The sequence below is a fragment of the Allobosea sp. genome, assembly GCF_035944895.1.
Taxonomy (GTDB): Bacteria; Pseudomonadota; Alphaproteobacteria; order Rhizobiales; family Beijerinckiaceae; genus Allobosea.
Genome location: NZ_DASZAT010000005.1, coordinates 1 through 15437 on the forward strand (window position 1 = coordinate 1; position 15437 = coordinate 15437).

At 66.4% G+C, this 15437-nt stretch carries 16 protein-coding genes and 1 tRNA gene; 16 read left to right on the plus strand and 1 reads right to left on the minus strand.

The window, feature by feature from the left end:
- Window positions 1-58: 58 nt before the first annotated feature.
- From VGV58_RS02440 to VGV58_RS02515, 16 genes are all read left to right on the plus strand, one after another.
- Window positions 59-135 (plus strand) — tRNA-Met (locus VGV58_RS02440).
- Between the two features lie 88 nt (window positions 136-223).
- Window positions 224-484 (plus strand): hypothetical protein, encoded by a 261-nt coding sequence (locus tag VGV58_RS02445; protein ID WP_326872383.1) that lies wholly within the window; start codon window positions 224-226, stop codon window positions 482-484.
- Window positions 485-620: 136 nt separating this feature from the next.
- Window positions 621-1694 carry a putative 2-aminoethylphosphonate ABC transporter substrate-binding protein gene (locus VGV58_RS02450; protein ID WP_326872384.1) on the plus strand — a complete coding sequence of 358 codons (1074 nt, stop codon included), beginning with the start codon at window positions 621-623 and terminating at the stop codon, window positions 1692-1694.
- 90 nt (window positions 1695-1784) lie between these two features.
- Complete coding sequence (locus tag VGV58_RS02455) at window positions 1785-2867, plus strand: putative 2-aminoethylphosphonate ABC transporter ATP-binding protein (RefSeq protein ID WP_326872385.1); 1083 nt, start codon at window positions 1785-1787, stop codon at window positions 2865-2867.
- Window positions 2860-4614 carry a putative 2-aminoethylphosphonate ABC transporter permease subunit gene (locus VGV58_RS02460; RefSeq protein ID WP_326872386.1) on the plus strand — a complete coding sequence of 585 codons (1755 nt, stop codon included), beginning with the start codon at window positions 2860-2862 and terminating at the stop codon, window positions 4612-4614. The genes VGV58_RS02455 and VGV58_RS02460 overlap by 8 nt, the downstream gene beginning before the upstream one ends.
- A gap of 23 nt (window positions 4615-4637) precedes the next feature.
- The gene (locus VGV58_RS02465) at window positions 4638-5582 is read left to right on the plus strand and encodes a LysR family transcriptional regulator (RefSeq protein WP_326872387.1); all 945 of its coding nucleotides are present in this window, start codon (window positions 4638-4640) and stop codon (window positions 5580-5582) included.
- An 88-nt stretch (window positions 5583-5670) separates the two neighbouring features.
- Complete coding sequence (gene leuC / locus VGV58_RS02470; protein ID WP_326872388.1) at window positions 5671-7089, plus strand: 3-isopropylmalate dehydratase large subunit; 1419 nt, start codon at window positions 5671-5673, stop codon at window positions 7087-7089.
- A 2-nt stretch (window positions 7090-7091) separates the two neighbouring features.
- Complete coding sequence (gene leuD, locus VGV58_RS02475) at window positions 7092-7676, plus strand: 3-isopropylmalate dehydratase small subunit (protein ID WP_326872389.1); 585 nt, start codon at window positions 7092-7094, stop codon at window positions 7674-7676.
- Between the two features lie 49 nt (window positions 7677-7725).
- On the plus strand, window positions 7726-8796 hold the full coding sequence (gene leuB / locus VGV58_RS02480) for a 3-isopropylmalate dehydrogenase (RefSeq protein WP_326872390.1): 1071 nt from the start codon (window positions 7726-7728) through the stop codon (window positions 8794-8796).
- Window positions 8797-8952: 156 nt separating this feature from the next.
- Window positions 8953-9279 (plus strand): cupin domain-containing protein, encoded by a 327-nt coding sequence (locus VGV58_RS02485; protein ID WP_326872391.1) that lies wholly within the window; start codon window positions 8953-8955, stop codon window positions 9277-9279.
- Window positions 9276-10247: a Bug family tripartite tricarboxylate transporter substrate binding protein gene (locus tag VGV58_RS02490; RefSeq protein WP_326872392.1), complete on the plus strand. Its 972-nt coding sequence runs from the start codon at window positions 9276-9278 to the stop codon at window positions 10245-10247. The genes VGV58_RS02485 and VGV58_RS02490 overlap by 4 nt, the downstream gene beginning before the upstream one ends.
- A 95-nt stretch (window positions 10248-10342) precedes the next feature.
- Entirely contained in the window at window positions 10343-11344 is a 1002-nt protein-coding gene (locus VGV58_RS02495) for an ABC transporter substrate-binding protein (protein ID WP_326872393.1), read from the plus strand.
- 101 nt (window positions 11345-11445) lie between these two features.
- A complete protein-coding gene (locus tag VGV58_RS02500; RefSeq protein ID WP_326872394.1) occupies window positions 11446-12153 on the plus strand; it encodes an ABC transporter ATP-binding protein in 708 nt (235 codons plus the stop codon).
- 10 nt (window positions 12154-12163) lie between these two features.
- Window positions 12164-12934, plus strand: coding sequence for an ABC transporter permease (locus VGV58_RS02505; RefSeq protein WP_326872395.1), 771 nt, complete (start codon window positions 12164-12166; stop codon window positions 12932-12934).
- Between the two features lie 10 nt (window positions 12935-12944).
- Entirely contained in the window at window positions 12945-13508 is a 564-nt protein-coding gene (locus VGV58_RS02510) for an NADPH-dependent FMN reductase (protein ID WP_326872396.1), read from the plus strand.
- Entirely contained in the window at window positions 13505-14464 is a 960-nt protein-coding gene (locus VGV58_RS02515) for an amidohydrolase family protein (RefSeq protein WP_326872397.1), read from the plus strand. The genes VGV58_RS02510 and VGV58_RS02515 overlap by 4 nt, the downstream gene beginning before the upstream one ends.
- Before the next feature lie 73 nt (window positions 14465-14537).
- Here VGV58_RS02515 and VGV58_RS02520 read toward each other — a convergent pair whose 3' ends face one another.
- A complete protein-coding gene (locus VGV58_RS02520) occupies window positions 14538-15437 on the minus strand; it encodes a fumarylacetoacetate hydrolase family protein (RefSeq protein WP_326872398.1) in 900 nt (299 codons plus the stop codon).

Genomic DNA, 15437 nt, shown 5'->3' on the forward strand with positions numbered 1-15437 from the left:
CGCGCGGCGCCAGGTGCCCAAAAGCACCCAGCGCCGCGTTGCCGTTTAAAAATCTTACCGCGGGGTGGAGCAGCCCGGTAGCTCGTCAGGCTCATAACCTGAAGGTCGTCAGTTCAAATCTGGCCCCCGCAACCAAAATACCTACAAGCCCGTCGCGCCAGCGGCGGGCTTTGTCGTTTTGGGCGCCTTCCCAACGGCTTGACGACCCGTCCAATCCGGAAGCGTGCCCAGTTCTCCGTGCAGCGTTGCGACGATCTCGCCCCGACCCAGTCCCGGCCCCAGCACAAGCTCACCGATCAACAGACGCAGCGTCTCCGCCGCTTCGGGCCGCTCCTCAGGCTGCCTCAGGGCTTCGGTCAAGCGCCTGGCCGATCTCGCGGTCGAGCCGGGCTACAAGGACGGCGCGACCTTCGGACGGTTCATCCAGGAGGACGGGGCGCGCTGGAAAGCCACGATCGAGCGCGCGAAGATCCCGGCCCCCTGAGTTGTGATGGGGCGCTGCCGGTGCGGCGGCGCCCAACCATCGTGGTTCGCGAAGGCTGGCTTCCCGATCGCGCATTCACCCGGCGGCGCGCCGTGCTTAGCGTTGCGGCAGCAACCAAGCATAATGAGGGGAAGCCATGAACAGAGATTCCGCAACGCCGATGCGCGCCGATGCGCGCCGCCGCAAGGTCCTCGGCCTGCTGGCCTCCGCCGTCGTCGCGGGGCTCGCGCCGTGCGCCGCGCTCGCCCAGTCCGGCAAGGAGACGATCACCGTCTACACCGCGCTGGAGAAGGAGCAGCTCGTCCCCTACAAGGCGGCCTTCGAGAAGGCCCATCCCAATGTCGAGATCGCCTGGCTGCGCGACAGCCCCGGAATCGTGCTGGCACGCCTGCTGGCCGAAAAGGACAATCCGCGCGCCGACGTCGTCTGGGGCGTGCCGCTGATGCATCTCGTCAGCCTCGACAAGCTCGGCATGCTCGAGGCCTACGCCCCGAAGGATTATGACAAGTTGAAGCCGCGCTTTCGCGACACAGCCAACCCGCCGGCCTGGACCGGCATGGACACCTGGATGAGCCTGATCTGCTTCAACACGGTGGAGGCGAAGAAGCGCAACATCCCGGCGCCCGAAAGCTGGGCCGATCTCGCCAAGCCGATCTACAAGGGGCAGATCACCATGCCCAACCCGGCCTCCAGCCACACCGGCTATATGGCGGTGAACCACTGGAAGCAGGCGATGGGCGACAAGGCCTGGTCGTTCATGGACGGGCTCCATGCGAACATAGCGCTCTATACCCACTCCGGTTCCAAGCCCTGCAAGATGGCCGCGACCGGCGAATACGTCATCGGTATCTCGACGGACATCACCTCGCCGCAACTCAAGGCCAAGGGCGCACCGATCGATATCATTCTCCCGAGCGACAAGACCGGCTGGGATATCGAGGCGACGGCGATCATCAAGGGCACGAAGAAGCTGAAGGCGGCGCAGGCGCTGGCCGACTTCTCGGTCACCAAGGCGGCCAACGACCAGTACAACAAGTTCATGGCGATCGTGGCCTATCCGGGCGAGTTCGCGACGCCCAAGGCCTATCCGCCGGGCGCGGAAGCGGCCATGGCTGACCAGAACCTCGTCGCCAGCGCCCTCGACCGCGAGGCCGTGACGGCCGAATGGGTCAAGCGCTATGACGGCAAGTCCGAGCCGAAGAGCGATTGAGCCGGATCGCTCGTCAGCCCGACCAAGTCGCCCGGTGCGCATCCCGCGGGAGCGCGCCGGGCTGTTTCAAGTCATCCGGATTGCCGCTTCATGGATTTTCTCCTTGGCCAGACCGAACCGCTGCTCGCCATTCGCGGTCTCGGCAAGACCTTCGGCCGCCATGTCGCGCTGAAGACAATCGATCTCGACGTGCATGAGGGCGAATTCCTCAGTTTCCTCGGCCCTTCCGGTTGCGGAAAGTCGACGCTGCTGCGCATCATCACCGGGCTGGAGCGGCAGAGCGCTGGAACGATCAGCCAGGGCGGGCGCGACATCTCTGCACTGTCGCCGGTGGGGCGCGGCTTCGGCATCCTGTTCCAGTCCTATGCGCTGTTCCCCAATCTCACCGTTCGCCAGAATGTCGCCTATGGGCTGAACGGCGCGGGGCAGGAAGCGGATGCGCGTGTCGCCGAGCTGCTGGAGATGGTCGGGCTGCCGGGCATCGGCGGCAAGTTTCCGTCCCAGCTTTCCGGCGGCCAGCAGCAGCGCGTGGCTCTGGCGCGCGCGCTCGCGCCGAGCCCGAAGCTCCTTCTTCTCGACGAGCCGCTGAGCGCACTCGACGCCAAGGTGCGCGTCCATCTGCGCGAGCAGATCAAGGATTTGCAGCGCCGGCTCGGCATCACCACCATCATGGTCACACACGACCAGGAAGAGGCGCTGGCCATGGCGGACCGCATCGTGGTGATGAACCACGGCACCGTCGAGCAGGTCGGCACGCCGGGGTGCATCTACAGGCATCCCGCCTCGCTCTTCGTCGCGAGCTTCGTCGGCAAGATGAACGTTCTGCCGGGGCAGGTCACTGGCGGTGCCTTCCGGCCGCATGGAGCGGCGGCGGCGGTCGCGCTACTGCAGGGAGTGCGCGAGGGCACGGCGCAACTCTGCGTGCGGCCCGAGGATGTCGAAGTCTCTGTGGCGGCGGATGTGGCCGGCGTGGCCGCGAGCGTCGAGAGCGTAGAGTTCCTCGGCGCCTTCACGCGGCTGCGCCTCGTCGTTCCCGCCTGGGGCGGGGTCGTGCTGAGCGCCGATGTCGCTGCGCGCCAGATGCGCGACCTTGCCATCGGGCCGGGCGCGCCGGTGTGGATCGCGCTCGACCCTGCGCGTCTGCAGCTCCTGCCGGGCGACGGCGATGCGTGATGTCATGGCGGACAACCCCGGCGCGGTGGGGCGGCGGAGGCCGGCGATATCGGAACCGGCGCTGCGGCTCGTGCTTACGGTGGCGCTGCTCGCGACGCTCGTCGTGCTCGTGTTGCTGCCGGTCGGCGCTATCCTCGGCAAGAGCTTGGAGGATCAGAACGGCGCCTTCGTCGGCCTTGCCAATTTCAGCGCCTATCTCGCCAATCCCGCGCTCACGCGCTCGATCGGCAACAGCCTGCTGCTCGGTGCGCTGACGACCACGATCACGGTTTTCCTCGCCTTCCTCTACGCCTATGCGCTGTCGCGCAGCTGCATGCCGCTGAAGCCCCTGTTCCGGGGCATCGGGCTGCTGCCGATCCTCTCGCCCTCGCTGCTGCCGGCGATTGCGCTGACCTATCTCTTCGGCAACCAGGGCTTCCTGAAGGACCTGCTCGGCGGCGGCTCGATCTATGGGCTGCCGGGCATCGTCGTGGCGCAGGTGTTCTATTGCTTCCCGCATGCGCTGCTGATCCTGACGACGGCGCTCGCGCTCGCGGATGCGCGGCTCTACGAGGCGGCGGAGACGCTCGGCGCCTCGCGCGCCCGGATGTTCCGTACGATCACGCTGCCCGGCGCCCGGTTCGGCCTGATCAGCGCGGTCTTCGTCGTCTTCACCATTGCCGTCACCGATTTCGGCGTGGCGAAAGTCATCGGCGGCCAGTTCAACGTACTCTCAATCGACATCTACAAGCAGGTCATCGGCCAGCAGAACTTCCGCATGGGAGCGGTCGTCGGCGTGCTGCTGCTGTTGCCAGCGGTGCTGTCCTTCGGCGTCGATCTCTATGTCCGGCGGCGGCAGAAATCGATGCTGAGCGCGCGCGCCATCATGCTGGTGCCGGAACCGCGCCGGTCCTTCGATCTGACGATGTTGGCGGCGGCAGGGCTGGTCGCGCTCTTCATCCTCGCCCTCGTCGGCACGGCGCTGTCCGCCTCCTTCGTGAAGTTCTGGCCCTATGATCTGAGCCTGTCGCTCGGCAACTACGATTTCGCGGCCTATGACGCTGCCGGCTGGTCGTCCTACGGCAACAGCCTGACGATGGCGGCATGGACGGCGCTGATCGGCACGGTCTGCGCGTTCGGCGGGGCCTATCTCGTTGAGAAGGGCCCCGGACTGGCGTTGCCGCGTGCGCTCTATCGCGCGCTCGCAGTCCTGCCGCTGGCAGTGCCCGGTCTCGTGCTCGGCCTCGGCTACATCTTCTTCTTCAATAGCCCGTCGAACCCGCTGAACGGCGTCTATGGCGGGCTGTCGATCCTCGTCATGTCGACGATCGCGCATTACTACACCGTGCCGCATCTGATGGCCGTGACGGCGCTGAAGCAGATCGACGGCGAGATCGAGGAGGCAGCCGCTGCGCTCGGCGTGCCGTTCTGGCGGACCTTCTCGCGGGTCACCCTGCCGATCTGCGTGCCGACGGTGATCGATATCGCGACCTATTTCTTCCTCAACGCCATGACGACGATCGGTGCGGTGGTCTTCCTTTATGCGCCGGCGACCAAGCTTGCCTCGGTCGCGGTGGTGGAGATGGACGATACCGGCGATACCGCGGCCGCTGCGGCGATGGCGGTGATGATCCTGCTGACCGCCGCGGCCGTGAAGTTGCTTCAGATGCTTCTGACCTCGGTCATCCTCCGCCGCACGCAGGCCTGGCGCCGGGGCCGCGCGGACGACTTGATCGACGACGCGGGGCATGCTCCATCGGTGGCGTGACGATGCGCACCCCGGGGCCCACCATGCGGCAATATTCGGGAGCTCCTGAGCCGATCCGGATCAATGTCAGCTCCCGCATCGACCTTCTGACGCTGAGGCTTTTCGTCGCGATCGTCGAGGAGCGCAGCATCGCGCGCGCTGCTGAGCGGGAGAACATCGCCGCCTCGGCCGTCAGCAAGCGGATCGGGGACCTCGAACTCGCCCTGCGGACGGAGCTCCTGCATCGGCAGCGCCAGGGCGTCGAGCCGACGGCCGCCGGGCAGGCCCTGTTCCAGCATGCGCGCCTCATCATGCGCAATCTGGTCGAGCTCGAGGCGGAGCTCGTGGATTTTTCGGCCGGCACGCGCGGCCAGGTCCGCATCTGGGCGAACGAGTCGACGTTGTTCGGCTTCATCCCCGAGCAACTTGCCGGCTTCGCCGAGCGCTATCCGCAGGTGCGCGTCGAGCTGCAGTCCAATCTGAGCCCGGTCAACATCCAGGCGGTCATGGACAACAGTGCCGATATCGGCATCTTTTCCGGTGATCTGCCGACCGGCGAATTGTCCGTGCATTCCTGCTTCAAGGATCGGCTCGTCGTGGTCGTGCCGGCCGGGCACGACCTTGCGGGTCGCGACGGCGTCGGCTTCGCGGAGCTGCTGGGCTATGACCTGATCGAGCAAGAGCCGCGCAGCTCCATCCAGACGCTGCTGCTCAAGAATGCGGGTGAACTTGGCAATATCCTGCGTTCACGCGTCCGGGTGGGCGGCTTCGACGCGGTCTGCCGCATGGTCGAGGCCGGGCTCGGGCTCGGCATCATTCCGAACCAGCTTGCCGCCAAGCTGAGCCCGGTGATGGATATCGCGACCGTACCGCTGGACGAGAACTGGGCGGTGCGCGAGCACAAAATCTGCGTGCGCGGCGAGGCCGAGCTGCCCGTCGCGACGCGCCTGTTGCTGCGCCATCTGCTCGAGGCGGCGCAGGCGTCGTGAGCGACGCCGCAGGCTTGGCGAACCACGACTTCCGCCTGCATGCCCGCTTTCCTATCCCGATGACGGAGCCGTTCTGAGGCTTCGCCTGATGGGAGCGGGTGTCGTGTCCGGCACGATGTTCGAAAAGATCTGGGACCGCCACAAGGTCCATGAGCGGTCGGATGGGCAGACGCTGCTCTATATCGACCGGCACTATGTCGGCGACGACCTGCCGCTGGAGGCCTTCGAGACGCTCCGGCGCAAGGGGCTGAAGGTCCGCAGGCCCGAGCTGACCTTCGCCATGCCGGACCACTATGTCTCGACGCGGGGTCGCAGCCTCGCCGACACGGTGGATGCCGAGCGGCGCGAGCTGATCGAGGAACTGGTCCGCTTCACGGCCGAGAACGGGATTTCGCTCTTTCCGCTCGACGACATCCGGCAGGGCATCGTTCATGTCGTCGGACCCGAGCAGGGGTTGAGCCAGCCCGGCATGACCATCGTCTGCGGCGATAGCCACACCTCGACCCATGGCGCGCTCGGGGCGCTCGGCTTCGGCATCGGTGCGGCCGAGGTCAGCCATGTCTTCGCGACGCAGACGCTGTGGCAGCGCAAGCCGCGTACCATGCGCGTGACCGTGAACGGCTCCCCCGGCTCGAGCGTCGTCGCCAAGGACGTCATCATGGGGATCATCGCCCAGATCGGTGTCGCGGGGGCTGCCGGGCATGTCATCGAATATGCCGGCGAGACCATACGCGGCCTTTCGACGGAAGGCCGCATGACCCTCTGCAACATGTCGATCGAGGCCGGCGCGCGCGCCGGCATGGTCGCGCCGGACGAGGTGATCTTCAACTATCTCGCCGGGCGCCCCTTCGCGCCGAAGGGGGCCGAATGGGACGAGGCATTGGCACGCTGGAGCGTGCTGGAGAGCGAGCCCGATGCGGTCTTCGACCGCGAGGTCGTGCTCGATGCCGCCACGCTCGCTCCGATGGTGTCCTGGGGCACGAGTCCGGAGGATGCCGGGCCGATCACAGGCCGGGTGCCTGATCCGCGCGGCATCGCCGATCCGCTGAAACGCAGCCGCATCGAGAAGGGGCTGGCCTATATGGGGCTGGAGCCCGGCGCGGCGCTGGAAGGGCTGGCGGTCGATCGCGTCTTCATCGGCTCCTGCACCAATGGTCGGATCGAGGATCTGCGCGTCGCGGCGGCCGTGCTCAAGGGCCGACGCACGAGCGTGCCGACCCTGGTCGTGCCGGGCTCTGGTCAGGTGAAGACGCAGGCCGAGGCCGAGGGGCTTGACCGCATCTTCCTGGAGGCGGGCTGCGACTGGCGCCATGCCGGCTGCTCGATGTGCCTCGCGATCAATGGCGACATGCTCTCGGAGGGCGAGCGCTGCGCTTCCACCACCAATCGCAATTTCGTTGGTCGGCAGGGCAGGGGCTCGCGCACGCATCTGATGAGCCCCGCCATGGCGGCGGCCGCGGCGGTCGCCGGCCGCCTCACCGATGTCCGCCAGCTCGGAGACGCCTGAGCATGGAGCGCTTCACCCGCCTCACCGGCGTCGCCGCGCCCATTGAGGGCGCGGATATCGACACCGACCAGATCCTGCCGGCGCGCTTCATGCACAAGCGCCGCGTCGATTACGGGCAATACTGCTTCCACGACCAGCGCCTCGATACGACCGGGCGGCCGCGCCCCGATTTCGTGCTCAACCGGCCGGGTTTCCAGGAGTCGGCGATCCTCGTGGGTGACCGCAATTTCGGCTGTGGCTCCTCACGTGAGCAGGCGGTCCATACGCTCGCCGATTTCGGTATTCGCAGCGTCATCGCCGTCAGCTTCGGCGACATCTTCCAGACCAATTGCCTGAAGAACGGCCTGCTGCCGGTGACGCTGCCGGAGGAGGTGGTGCGTGTGCTGCGCGAGAACCTCACGGCCGCGCCGGGCCAGCTCCTCACTGTCGACCTCGAAACCGAGCAGGTCGTCGAAGCCGACGGCACTGCGCATGCCTTCTCGACTGATCCCTTCGGGCGCTCCTGCCTTCTCGCAGGCCTCGACGAGATCGACTACACGCTGTCGCTGCTCGATCGGGTCAGTGCCTTCGAGGCGGCGGGGCAGTGAAGGCCACCGCCGCTCAACTTGTTTTTCTACTGACCTATCGGAGAGTTCCATGAAGATCGCAGTCTTGCCGGGCGACGGCATCGGGCCTGAGGTGACGCGCCAGGGCGTCAAGGTGCTGCGCGCCGCCGCCAAGCGCTTCGGCCTCGAAATCGAGTTGAGCGAAGCCCTGATCGGCGGCTGCGCCTACGAGGCCCATGGCCACCCGCTGCCGCCTGAAACCCTCGCTCTCGCCCGTGAGGCGGACGCGATCCTGTTCGGCGCGGAAGGTGGTTTCCAGTACGAGACGCTGCCGCGCGGTCTGCGGCCGGGCGACGCGCTGCTGAGCGTGCGCCGCGAACTCGATCTCTTCGCGAATTTCCGCCCGATCGTCGCCTGGCCGGAGCTGTCGGATGCGACGACCTTCAAGCCCGAGGTCGTCGAGGGCGTGGATCTGACCATCCTGCGCGAATTGACCAGCGACATCTATTTTGGCGAGCCGCGCGGCATCGAGACGCTGCCGGATGGCTCGCGCCGCGGCATCAACACGATGAGCTATACGGAGGCCGAGATCCGCCGCGTCGCCCATGCCGGCTTCCGTGCGGCGCGGGCAAGGCGCGGCAAGCTGTGCTCGGTCGACAAAGCCAATGTGCTCGAGACCATGGAGCTTTGGCGCGAGATCGTCACTGAGATCGGCGCCGAGTACCCGGATGTCGAGCTCACCCATCTCTATATCGATGCGGCCGCGATGGCGCTGGTGCGCACGCCGAAGGCCTTCGACGTCATCGTCACCGCCAATCTCTTCGGTGACATCCTGTCGGACGAGGCCTCGATGCTGGTCGGCTCCATCGGCATGCTGCCCTCGGCTTCGCTCAACGCGGACGGCAAGGGCCTGTTCGAGCCGGTACATGGCTGCGCGCCCGACATCGCCGGCAAGGACATCGCCAATCCGCTCGCCTCGATCCTCTCGGTCGCGATGATGCTGCGGCTCGGCTTGGCTCGCGCGGATGCCGCTTCAGCTGTGGAGGCGGCTGTGCGTCGCGTGCTCGCCGAGGGCCATCGGACGGCCGATATTGCGACGGCGGGCGGTATCGTCGTCGGTACGGAGCAGATGGGTGATCTGGTGGTGCACTCCTTGTCCTGAGGCCGCACGCCATCGAATGCCGCATGCCCCGGGGATGGGCGTCATGTGTCCGTCCCCTTCCGTGGCGCCGGCTAGTTGAAAATATTTCACAAGAGATTTTATAATCTCCGGGCTCGTCGCTCCTCGGCGGCGGCATGGCGGATATGGAGTTTCCCGATGAAGACCAACGGCCTCGGAACCATCGGCGACAGGGTCGTCTTCGAGAACGAGCGCATCCGCGTCTGGCTCGTCGAGCTCGATCCGGGTCAGATCCAGTCCCGTCACATTCATGATCTGCCCTACCTCATCGTGCCGCTGACCGACGGCCAGAACATCATGCGGTTCGACGATGGGCGCGAGGTCAAGACGGACGAGAAACCGGGCGTTACGCTGTGGCGCATGCCCGGCGCGCCGCACGAGTTGGAAAACGTCAGCTCTTGGCAATACCGCAACATTCTCGTCGAATTGAAGGAGCCAGAGCCTGTGACGGGCGCCGCGGCATGATCGACCGCAGGCAACTGATCGGCCTTCCGTTCCTCGCGCCCCTCCTTGTCGCATCGGCACGGGCACAGGGGCTCTCCACCCGGCCCGTCACCATCGTGTCGCCTTATGCGGCTGGCGGCACCAGCGACATTATCGCCCGCATCCTGGGGGAAGGGCTGCACGATCTCTGGAAGCAGCCTGTGCTTATCGAGAACCGCCCGGGCGCCAACGGTGCGATCGGCGTCTCGGCGGTGGCTCGTGCGGAACCGGATGGCCACACCCTGCTTGCCGTCGCGTCCAGCGCCCTGACGCTGAATCCGCTGCTCTACAAGAAGCTCGCCTATGATGTGGAGCGCGATCTGGCGCCTGTCACCGTCACCGGGCTCGTGCCGAACGTCGTCGTGGTCCATCCGAAGGTGCCGGCGCGCAGCCTGCAGGAGCTCGTTGCCTTCGCAAAGGCGAAGCCCGGTGGGCTGACCTATGCCTCGCAGGGCATCGGCTCCAACGGCCAGATGAATGCCGAGCTCTTCCGTCTCGCGACCGGCGTGCCGCTGCTGCATGTGCCCTACAAGGGTAGCGCGCAAGCCGTCACAGATTTGGTTGGTGGCCAGGTCGATCTCATGTTCGACAATTTGCCCACCGTTCTGGAGCATATCCGCGGCGCGCAATTGCGGGCTCTGGCCGTGACATCGGCCGGGCGCTCACCGCTGCTGCCCGATGTGCCGACGGTCTCGGAGGCGGCGATTCCCGGTTTCGATACCGCAGCATGGTTCGCTGTGCTGGCGCCCAAGGCGACATCGCCGATGCTGCTGGCGCAGTTGGAGACGGCGATTGCCAGTGTGCTGGCGCGACCCGGCTCCTCCGCCAAACTCGCCGCTGCCGGCGTGACGGTCGCCGCAGCCGGTTCCGCCGAACTCTCGGCGCGTATCCTGCATGACCGGAAGATGTGGAGTGAGGTCATTGCCAAGGCCGGCATCGCGATCGAGTGATGTTCGTAAAAGATATCTCTTGAGAAATATCACGTGATCAGACATCTTCCTGGCAGGGGCAGAATGCTCGCTGTGAGGGGAAGCCGATGCACAGGATGAAGAAGACAGCAGCCGCCGTTTTCGCCGGAGCCGTAGCGGCTCTCGCGAGCTATGGCGTAGCGCCCGCCCAGGCGCAGACGCCGATCACCTTCTCGCTCGATTTCCGGGCGCTCGGGCGCCATGCCGCGTGGTTCGTGGCGCTCGACAAGGGTTACTACAAGCAGGCCGGGCTCGATGTGAACATCATCGCCGGGCAGGGCACTGCGCAGGCGATCCAGGCGCTGGAGGCCGGCACGGCGCAGTTCGCCTTCTCTGACGTCGCCGGTGTGGTCGCGGCGCGCGCCAATAGCGGCTCGACGGCGAAGCTCGTCTCCGTGATCTACCAGAAGGCGCCTTACGCGATCTTCTCGCTGCGGGACGGGGCCAATGTCCGCTCGGCCGACCAGCTAGCCGGGCTCGAGATCGGCAGCGGCGCAGGCAGCTTCACCCAGAAGGTGATCGAGGCCTTCATGGTCCAGAAGGGCATCACGACGCCGGCGAAGTTCACCAATGTCGACCCGTCCGCCCGCGTCGGCCTGCTCGCGGCGAAGAAGATCCCGGCCGTCGAGACCTTCGTCATGACGCGGCCCGGCGTCGCCAAGGCCGTCGGCTCGTCCAACGCGCGGACCTATCTGCTCGCCAATGACGGCCTCGTGCTCTACTCGAACGGCATCGTCGCGCGCGAGGATCTGATCAAGTCGAAGCCCGACGTGGTGAAGGCCTTTATCGCGGCCTCGCTCAAGGGCTGGAAAGACACGATCGAGAAGCCCGGCGAGGCAGCCGACATCGTCGTCAAGCTCAACAAGGGGCTCGAGAAGGATGTCGTGACAGAGGAAATCCAGATCGTGACCGAACTGGTCAAGACCGACGTCACCGACAAGAAGGGCCTCGGTACGATCGATCCGGCTGCCATGGCTTCCTCGGTCGCGCTCATCCTCCAGACCCTGCCCGGCGCCAAGGTCTCGGCGACCGACGTCTACGACTCCGCCCTGCTGCCCGCGACCCCTGTCCTGCCGTGAGCACGATCGTTGCAGAAACCATGCGCGCCCCCCAGGGCGCGCACGAAACCTACGGGCACTTTATCGGCGTCCGGAAGGTTTTCGGAGCCGGGGCGAGCGAAATGATCGCTCTCTCCGATGTCGATTACGAGCTGAGGAAGGGCGAACTCGTCGCGCTGCTCGGCCCCAGCGGCTGCGGCAAGACGACCTTGCTGCGCATGGTCGCGGGGCTGACCAAGCCCAGCGGCGGCAAGATCGTCATACGGGGGCGCGAAGTCACCGAGCCGCAGGACGATTTCGGCTTCGTCTTCCAGAGTCCGAATCTGCTGCCCTGGCGGACCGTGCTCTCCAACGTGCTGTTTCCGATGGAGATCAAGGGGCGCCTCGACGACAAGGCGCGCGCACGCGCCGTGGAGCTGCTCGAGCATGTCGGCCTCGGAAAATTTCTGAAGAGCCGGCCGCACGAGCTTTCCGGCGGCATGAAGCAGCGCGTAGCACTGTGCCGGGCGCTGATCCATTCGCCGTCGCTGATCCTGATGGACGAGCCCTTCGGCGCGCTGGACGAACTGACCCGCATGGAAATGCACGAGCTCCTGCTCGACATCAGGCGTTTGACCGGGGCGACCGTGATGTTCGTCACGCATTCGATCTCGGAGGCGGTCTATCTCGCCGACGAGGTGCTGGTGTTCAGCGCGCGGCCCGGCCGCGTCTCCGACCGGATCAGGATCGACCTGCCTTATCCGCGCGAGCCAGCCCAGCGCTATGGCAGCATCTTCAACGAGTACGAGCGCCGCGCCGGTGCCGGGCTCGGCGTCCTTCATCACGCTTGACGACCGGCACATGAAAATCTCATCGGACAGTTTCACGCGGGTTGCCTATCCCGTGCTCGGCCTTCTGCTTCTGCTGGCGCTTTGGCAGGGCTATATCGTGCTCTTCGACGTGCCGCAGGCCGTGCTGCCGCGCCCACTGACGGTCTGGAACGCGACGGTCAGCAACCTGCCGCTGCTTCTGTCGGAGGGGAGGGTGACGTTGCTCGAGAGCGTCTACGGCTTCCTGCTCGCCTTCTTCCTCGGCATTCCGATCGCGGTCGCGATCTCGTCCTCGCGCACGCTCAACCTGATGTTCTACCCGCTGCTGATCGCGACGCAGGCCCTGCCCAAGGTGGCGCTGGCGCCGCTGATCCTGGTCTGGCTCGGCACCGGCATCGAATCCAAGCTCGCCATCGCCTGGCTCGTCGCCTTCTTCCCGATCGTGGTCGACACCGCCACGGGCCTGCGCTCGACTCCGCCGGAGATGCTCGACCTTGCCTCCTCGGTCCGCGCCACGGGCTGGCAGACCTTCTGGAAGATCCGCTTTCCCGCTGCGCTGCCCTTCGTCATCACCGGCTCGAAGGTCGCGATCACGCTCGCTGTGATCGGCGCTGTGATCGGCGAGTTCATCAGCTCGAACGAGGGGCTCGGCAACCTGCTGCTGGTGGCGAACTCGCAGGTCAACACGCCGCTCGCCTTCGCGTCGCTGCTCGCTCTGGCCGTACTCGGCATGGCGCTCTATGCCGCCGTCGCGCTCGTCGAGATCGCGCTGAAGCCTTGGTTCAGCGAAGTCCGCCACTGAAAGAAGTCATATGCTCAAGCCACGTATCGCCCTGCTGGTGGGCTCGCTGAGCCGGGAATCGATCAACCGCCGTCTCGGCGAGGCGCTTCAGCGCCTCGGCAGCGGCCGTTTCGAGATCCGCGACTGTCCGCTCGCGGATCTGCCGCTCTTCAACCGCGATCTCGACAGCGCGCTGCCGGAATCCGTGCGCCGCTTCAAGGCGGAGATCGAGGCGGCGGACGGCATCCTGATCGTTGGCCCGGAGTATAACCGTTCCGTCTCTTCCGTTCTGAAGAATGCGATCGACTGGGGCTCGCGCCCTTACGGTGCGAATTCCTGGAAGGACAAGCCGGCCGCGATCGCCGGCCTCGCCAGCGGCGCGCTGGGCACCGCACCGGCGCAGCAGCATCTGCGCAACATCCTCTCGCATCTCGACATGCATGTCCTGCCGCAGCCGGAAGTCTGCATGGCGATGCGCGACGGGCTGTTCGATGCGGCCGGTGATATCGCGGACGAAACGGCGAAGCGCTTCCTCGAAGGCTTCCTGTCCCGCTTCGCGGCCCATGTCGGGCGCTTCGGCAAGGTTGCGGCATGAGCGTCCAGCGCATCGCCCTCGACGTTCATGCCCATCTGATCCCGATCGGCCACGAAGGCGTGGCCGAGGCCGCGGGTGTCAGCTGGGATCCCGCGGCAGAGAAGCTCGTCATCGATGGTCATGCCATCGGCATCAAGGCCCTGTTCCACCCTGAGGCGCTGATTGCCTGGATGGACCAGCAGGGTGTCGAGCGCGCCTGGATTTCGGTGCCGCCGCCGACCTACCGGCCCGGCCTCGACGCCGCGCAGGCGGAGGCCTGGACGCGCGCGCTGAATGACGGACTCGTCGCGATCGCAGCGGCTCGTCCGGATCGGCTCGAGCCGCTGTTCCATCTGCCGGTAGCTCATCCCGAGCTCGCGGCCCGCATCGTCCGCGAGCGCGCCGCGGCTGGCGCGGCACGCTTCGCCATGCCGACCGGGGAGCCGGGGCTGATGCTGTCGGACGCTTCCCATGCGCCGCTCTGGCAGGCGCTGGACAAGGCATCCGCCTTCGTCTTCCTACATCCCGGCGAGGGCTGCGATGGCCGGCTCGACCCGTTCTATCTGCATAATCTCCTCGGCAACCCGAACGAGACGGCGATCGCTGCCGGGCACCTCATCTTCGCCGGCATTCTCGAGTGTCATCCGCGCATCACGGTTTGCCTGGCGCATGCTGGCGGTACTCTGCCCGCCGTGGCCGGGCGCTGGCAGCAGGGCTTCGGGACGAGCCGGCCCGGCGTCGATACCTCGGTGGAGGCTCCTGCGAAGGCGCTGCGGCGCTTCTGCGTGGATTGCATCGCCCATGACCCGGCACTGCTCGACCTGGCGCAGTCCGTCTTCGGAGCGGATCGCATCGTCTTCGGGTCGGACTGGCCATTCCCGATGGGGCTGATGAAGCCCCATGAGCAGTTGGTAGCATTGTCGGATGAGTGCCGCCGCGCGATCTTCTGCGACAACCCTGAGAAGCTGTCCGGCTGACTCCGACGGGGCACGAATGAAAAAGGCCGGTTCCGCGAGGAGCCGGCCTTTCTCGTCAATGCTGCTACGTCCTTCAGATCACGACGTCGCTGTCGCCGGCGAGGTCGCGTTCCACGAGCCTGTTACGCAATTCGCCCAGACCTTCGGCGCGGACGATCACCTCGTCGCCTGCCTTCAGGAAAATGGGTGGCTCGCGGGCGTTGCCTATGCCGGCCGGCGTGCCGGTCAGCAGGACGTCTCCCGGATGCAGCATCATGCCGAAGGAAAGCTCGGCGATCAGCTCCTCGATCGGGAAGGCCATCTGGGCTGCGACGGCATCCTGCATGATCTCGCCGTTGAGTAGGCATTGCAGGCGAACCTTCGGCAGGTCGATCTCGTCGGGGGTGACGACGACCGGTCCGAGCGGCATCGTGCCGTCGATACTCTTGCCCTTCAGCCACTGGGCGCCGTGGCGGCGCTGCAGGTCGCGCTGCGAGACGTCGTTGGCGAGGCAGAAGCCGAAGATGTGCTCCCTGGCCCGCGCCTTCGGGATGCTGCGGCCGCCCTTGCCGATGATGATCGCGATCTCGGCCTCGTAATCCCACTTGGCGGAAATACGGGCGTCGAAGGCGATGTCGTCATTGGGGCCGATGACGACGTCGGGCGCCTTGGTGAAGAAGGTCGGGGCGTTCGGACGGTCGACATCCTGACCCTCGCGCTTGCCCTTGCTCTCCTCGAAATGGGACCAGTAGTTCCAGCCCGTGCAGAGCACGTCGCGGCGGAAGCGGCGGACGGGCGCGGCGATGTCCGCCCCGGCGAGCGCGACACGCTCGCCGGCCTCTCGCGCCGACGAGATGACGGCGGAGCGGATCTCCGGCGCGAGGCCGATGAAGGCGACGAGATCGCCGGCTTCGGACGGCAGGAGGACGATCTGGTCCCCTTCGACCAGGCCGAGGCGCTCGCTGGCGCCCCGACGGATGTTGATGAAGCGCAT

Coding starts and splice junctions, on each gene's coding strand:
- VGV58_RS02495 (WP_326872393.1), top strand. CDS start 10,343: ATGAAGAAGACAGCAGCCGCCGTTTTCGCCGGAGCCGTAGCGGCTCTC.
- VGV58_RS02450 (WP_326872384.1), top strand. CDS start 621: ATGAACAGAGATTCCGCAACGCCGATGCGCGCCGATGCGCGCCGCCGC.
- leuB (WP_326872390.1), top strand. CDS start 7,726: ATGAAGATCGCAGTCTTGCCGGGCGACGGCATCGGGCCTGAGGTGACG.
- VGV58_RS02505 (WP_326872395.1), top strand. CDS start 12,164: ATGAAAATCTCATCGGACAGTTTCACGCGGGTTGCCTATCCCGTGCTC.
- VGV58_RS02510 (WP_326872396.1), top strand. CDS start 12,945: ATGCTCAAGCCACGTATCGCCCTGCTGGTGGGCTCGCTGAGCCGGGAA.
- VGV58_RS02485 (WP_326872391.1), top strand. CDS start 8,953: ATGAAGACCAACGGCCTCGGAACCATCGGCGACAGGGTCGTCTTCGAG.
- VGV58_RS02465 (WP_326872387.1), top strand. CDS start 4,638: ATGCGGCAATATTCGGGAGCTCCTGAGCCGATCCGGATCAATGTCAGC.
- leuC (WP_326872388.1), top strand. CDS start 5,671: ATGGGAGCGGGTGTCGTGTCCGGCACGATGTTCGAAAAGATCTGGGAC.
- VGV58_RS02490 (WP_326872392.1), top strand. CDS start 9,276: ATGATCGACCGCAGGCAACTGATCGGCCTTCCGTTCCTCGCGCCCCTC.
- VGV58_RS02515 (WP_326872397.1), top strand. CDS start 13,505: ATGAGCGTCCAGCGCATCGCCCTCGACGTTCATGCCCATCTGATCCCG.
- VGV58_RS02460 (WP_326872386.1), top strand. CDS start 2,860: ATGCGTGATGTCATGGCGGACAACCCCGGCGCGGTGGGGCGGCGGAGG.
- leuD (WP_326872389.1), top strand. CDS start 7,092: ATGGAGCGCTTCACCCGCCTCACCGGCGTCGCCGCGCCCATTGAGGGC.
- VGV58_RS02455 (WP_326872385.1), top strand. CDS start 1,785: ATGGATTTTCTCCTTGGCCAGACCGAACCGCTGCTCGCCATTCGCGGT.
- VGV58_RS02520 (WP_326872398.1), bottom strand. CDS start 15,437: ATGCGCTTCATCAACATCCGTCGGGGCGCCAGCGAGCGCCTCGGCCTG.
- VGV58_RS02500 (WP_326872394.1), top strand. CDS start 11,446: ATGATCGCTCTCTCCGATGTCGATTACGAGCTGAGGAAGGGCGAACTC.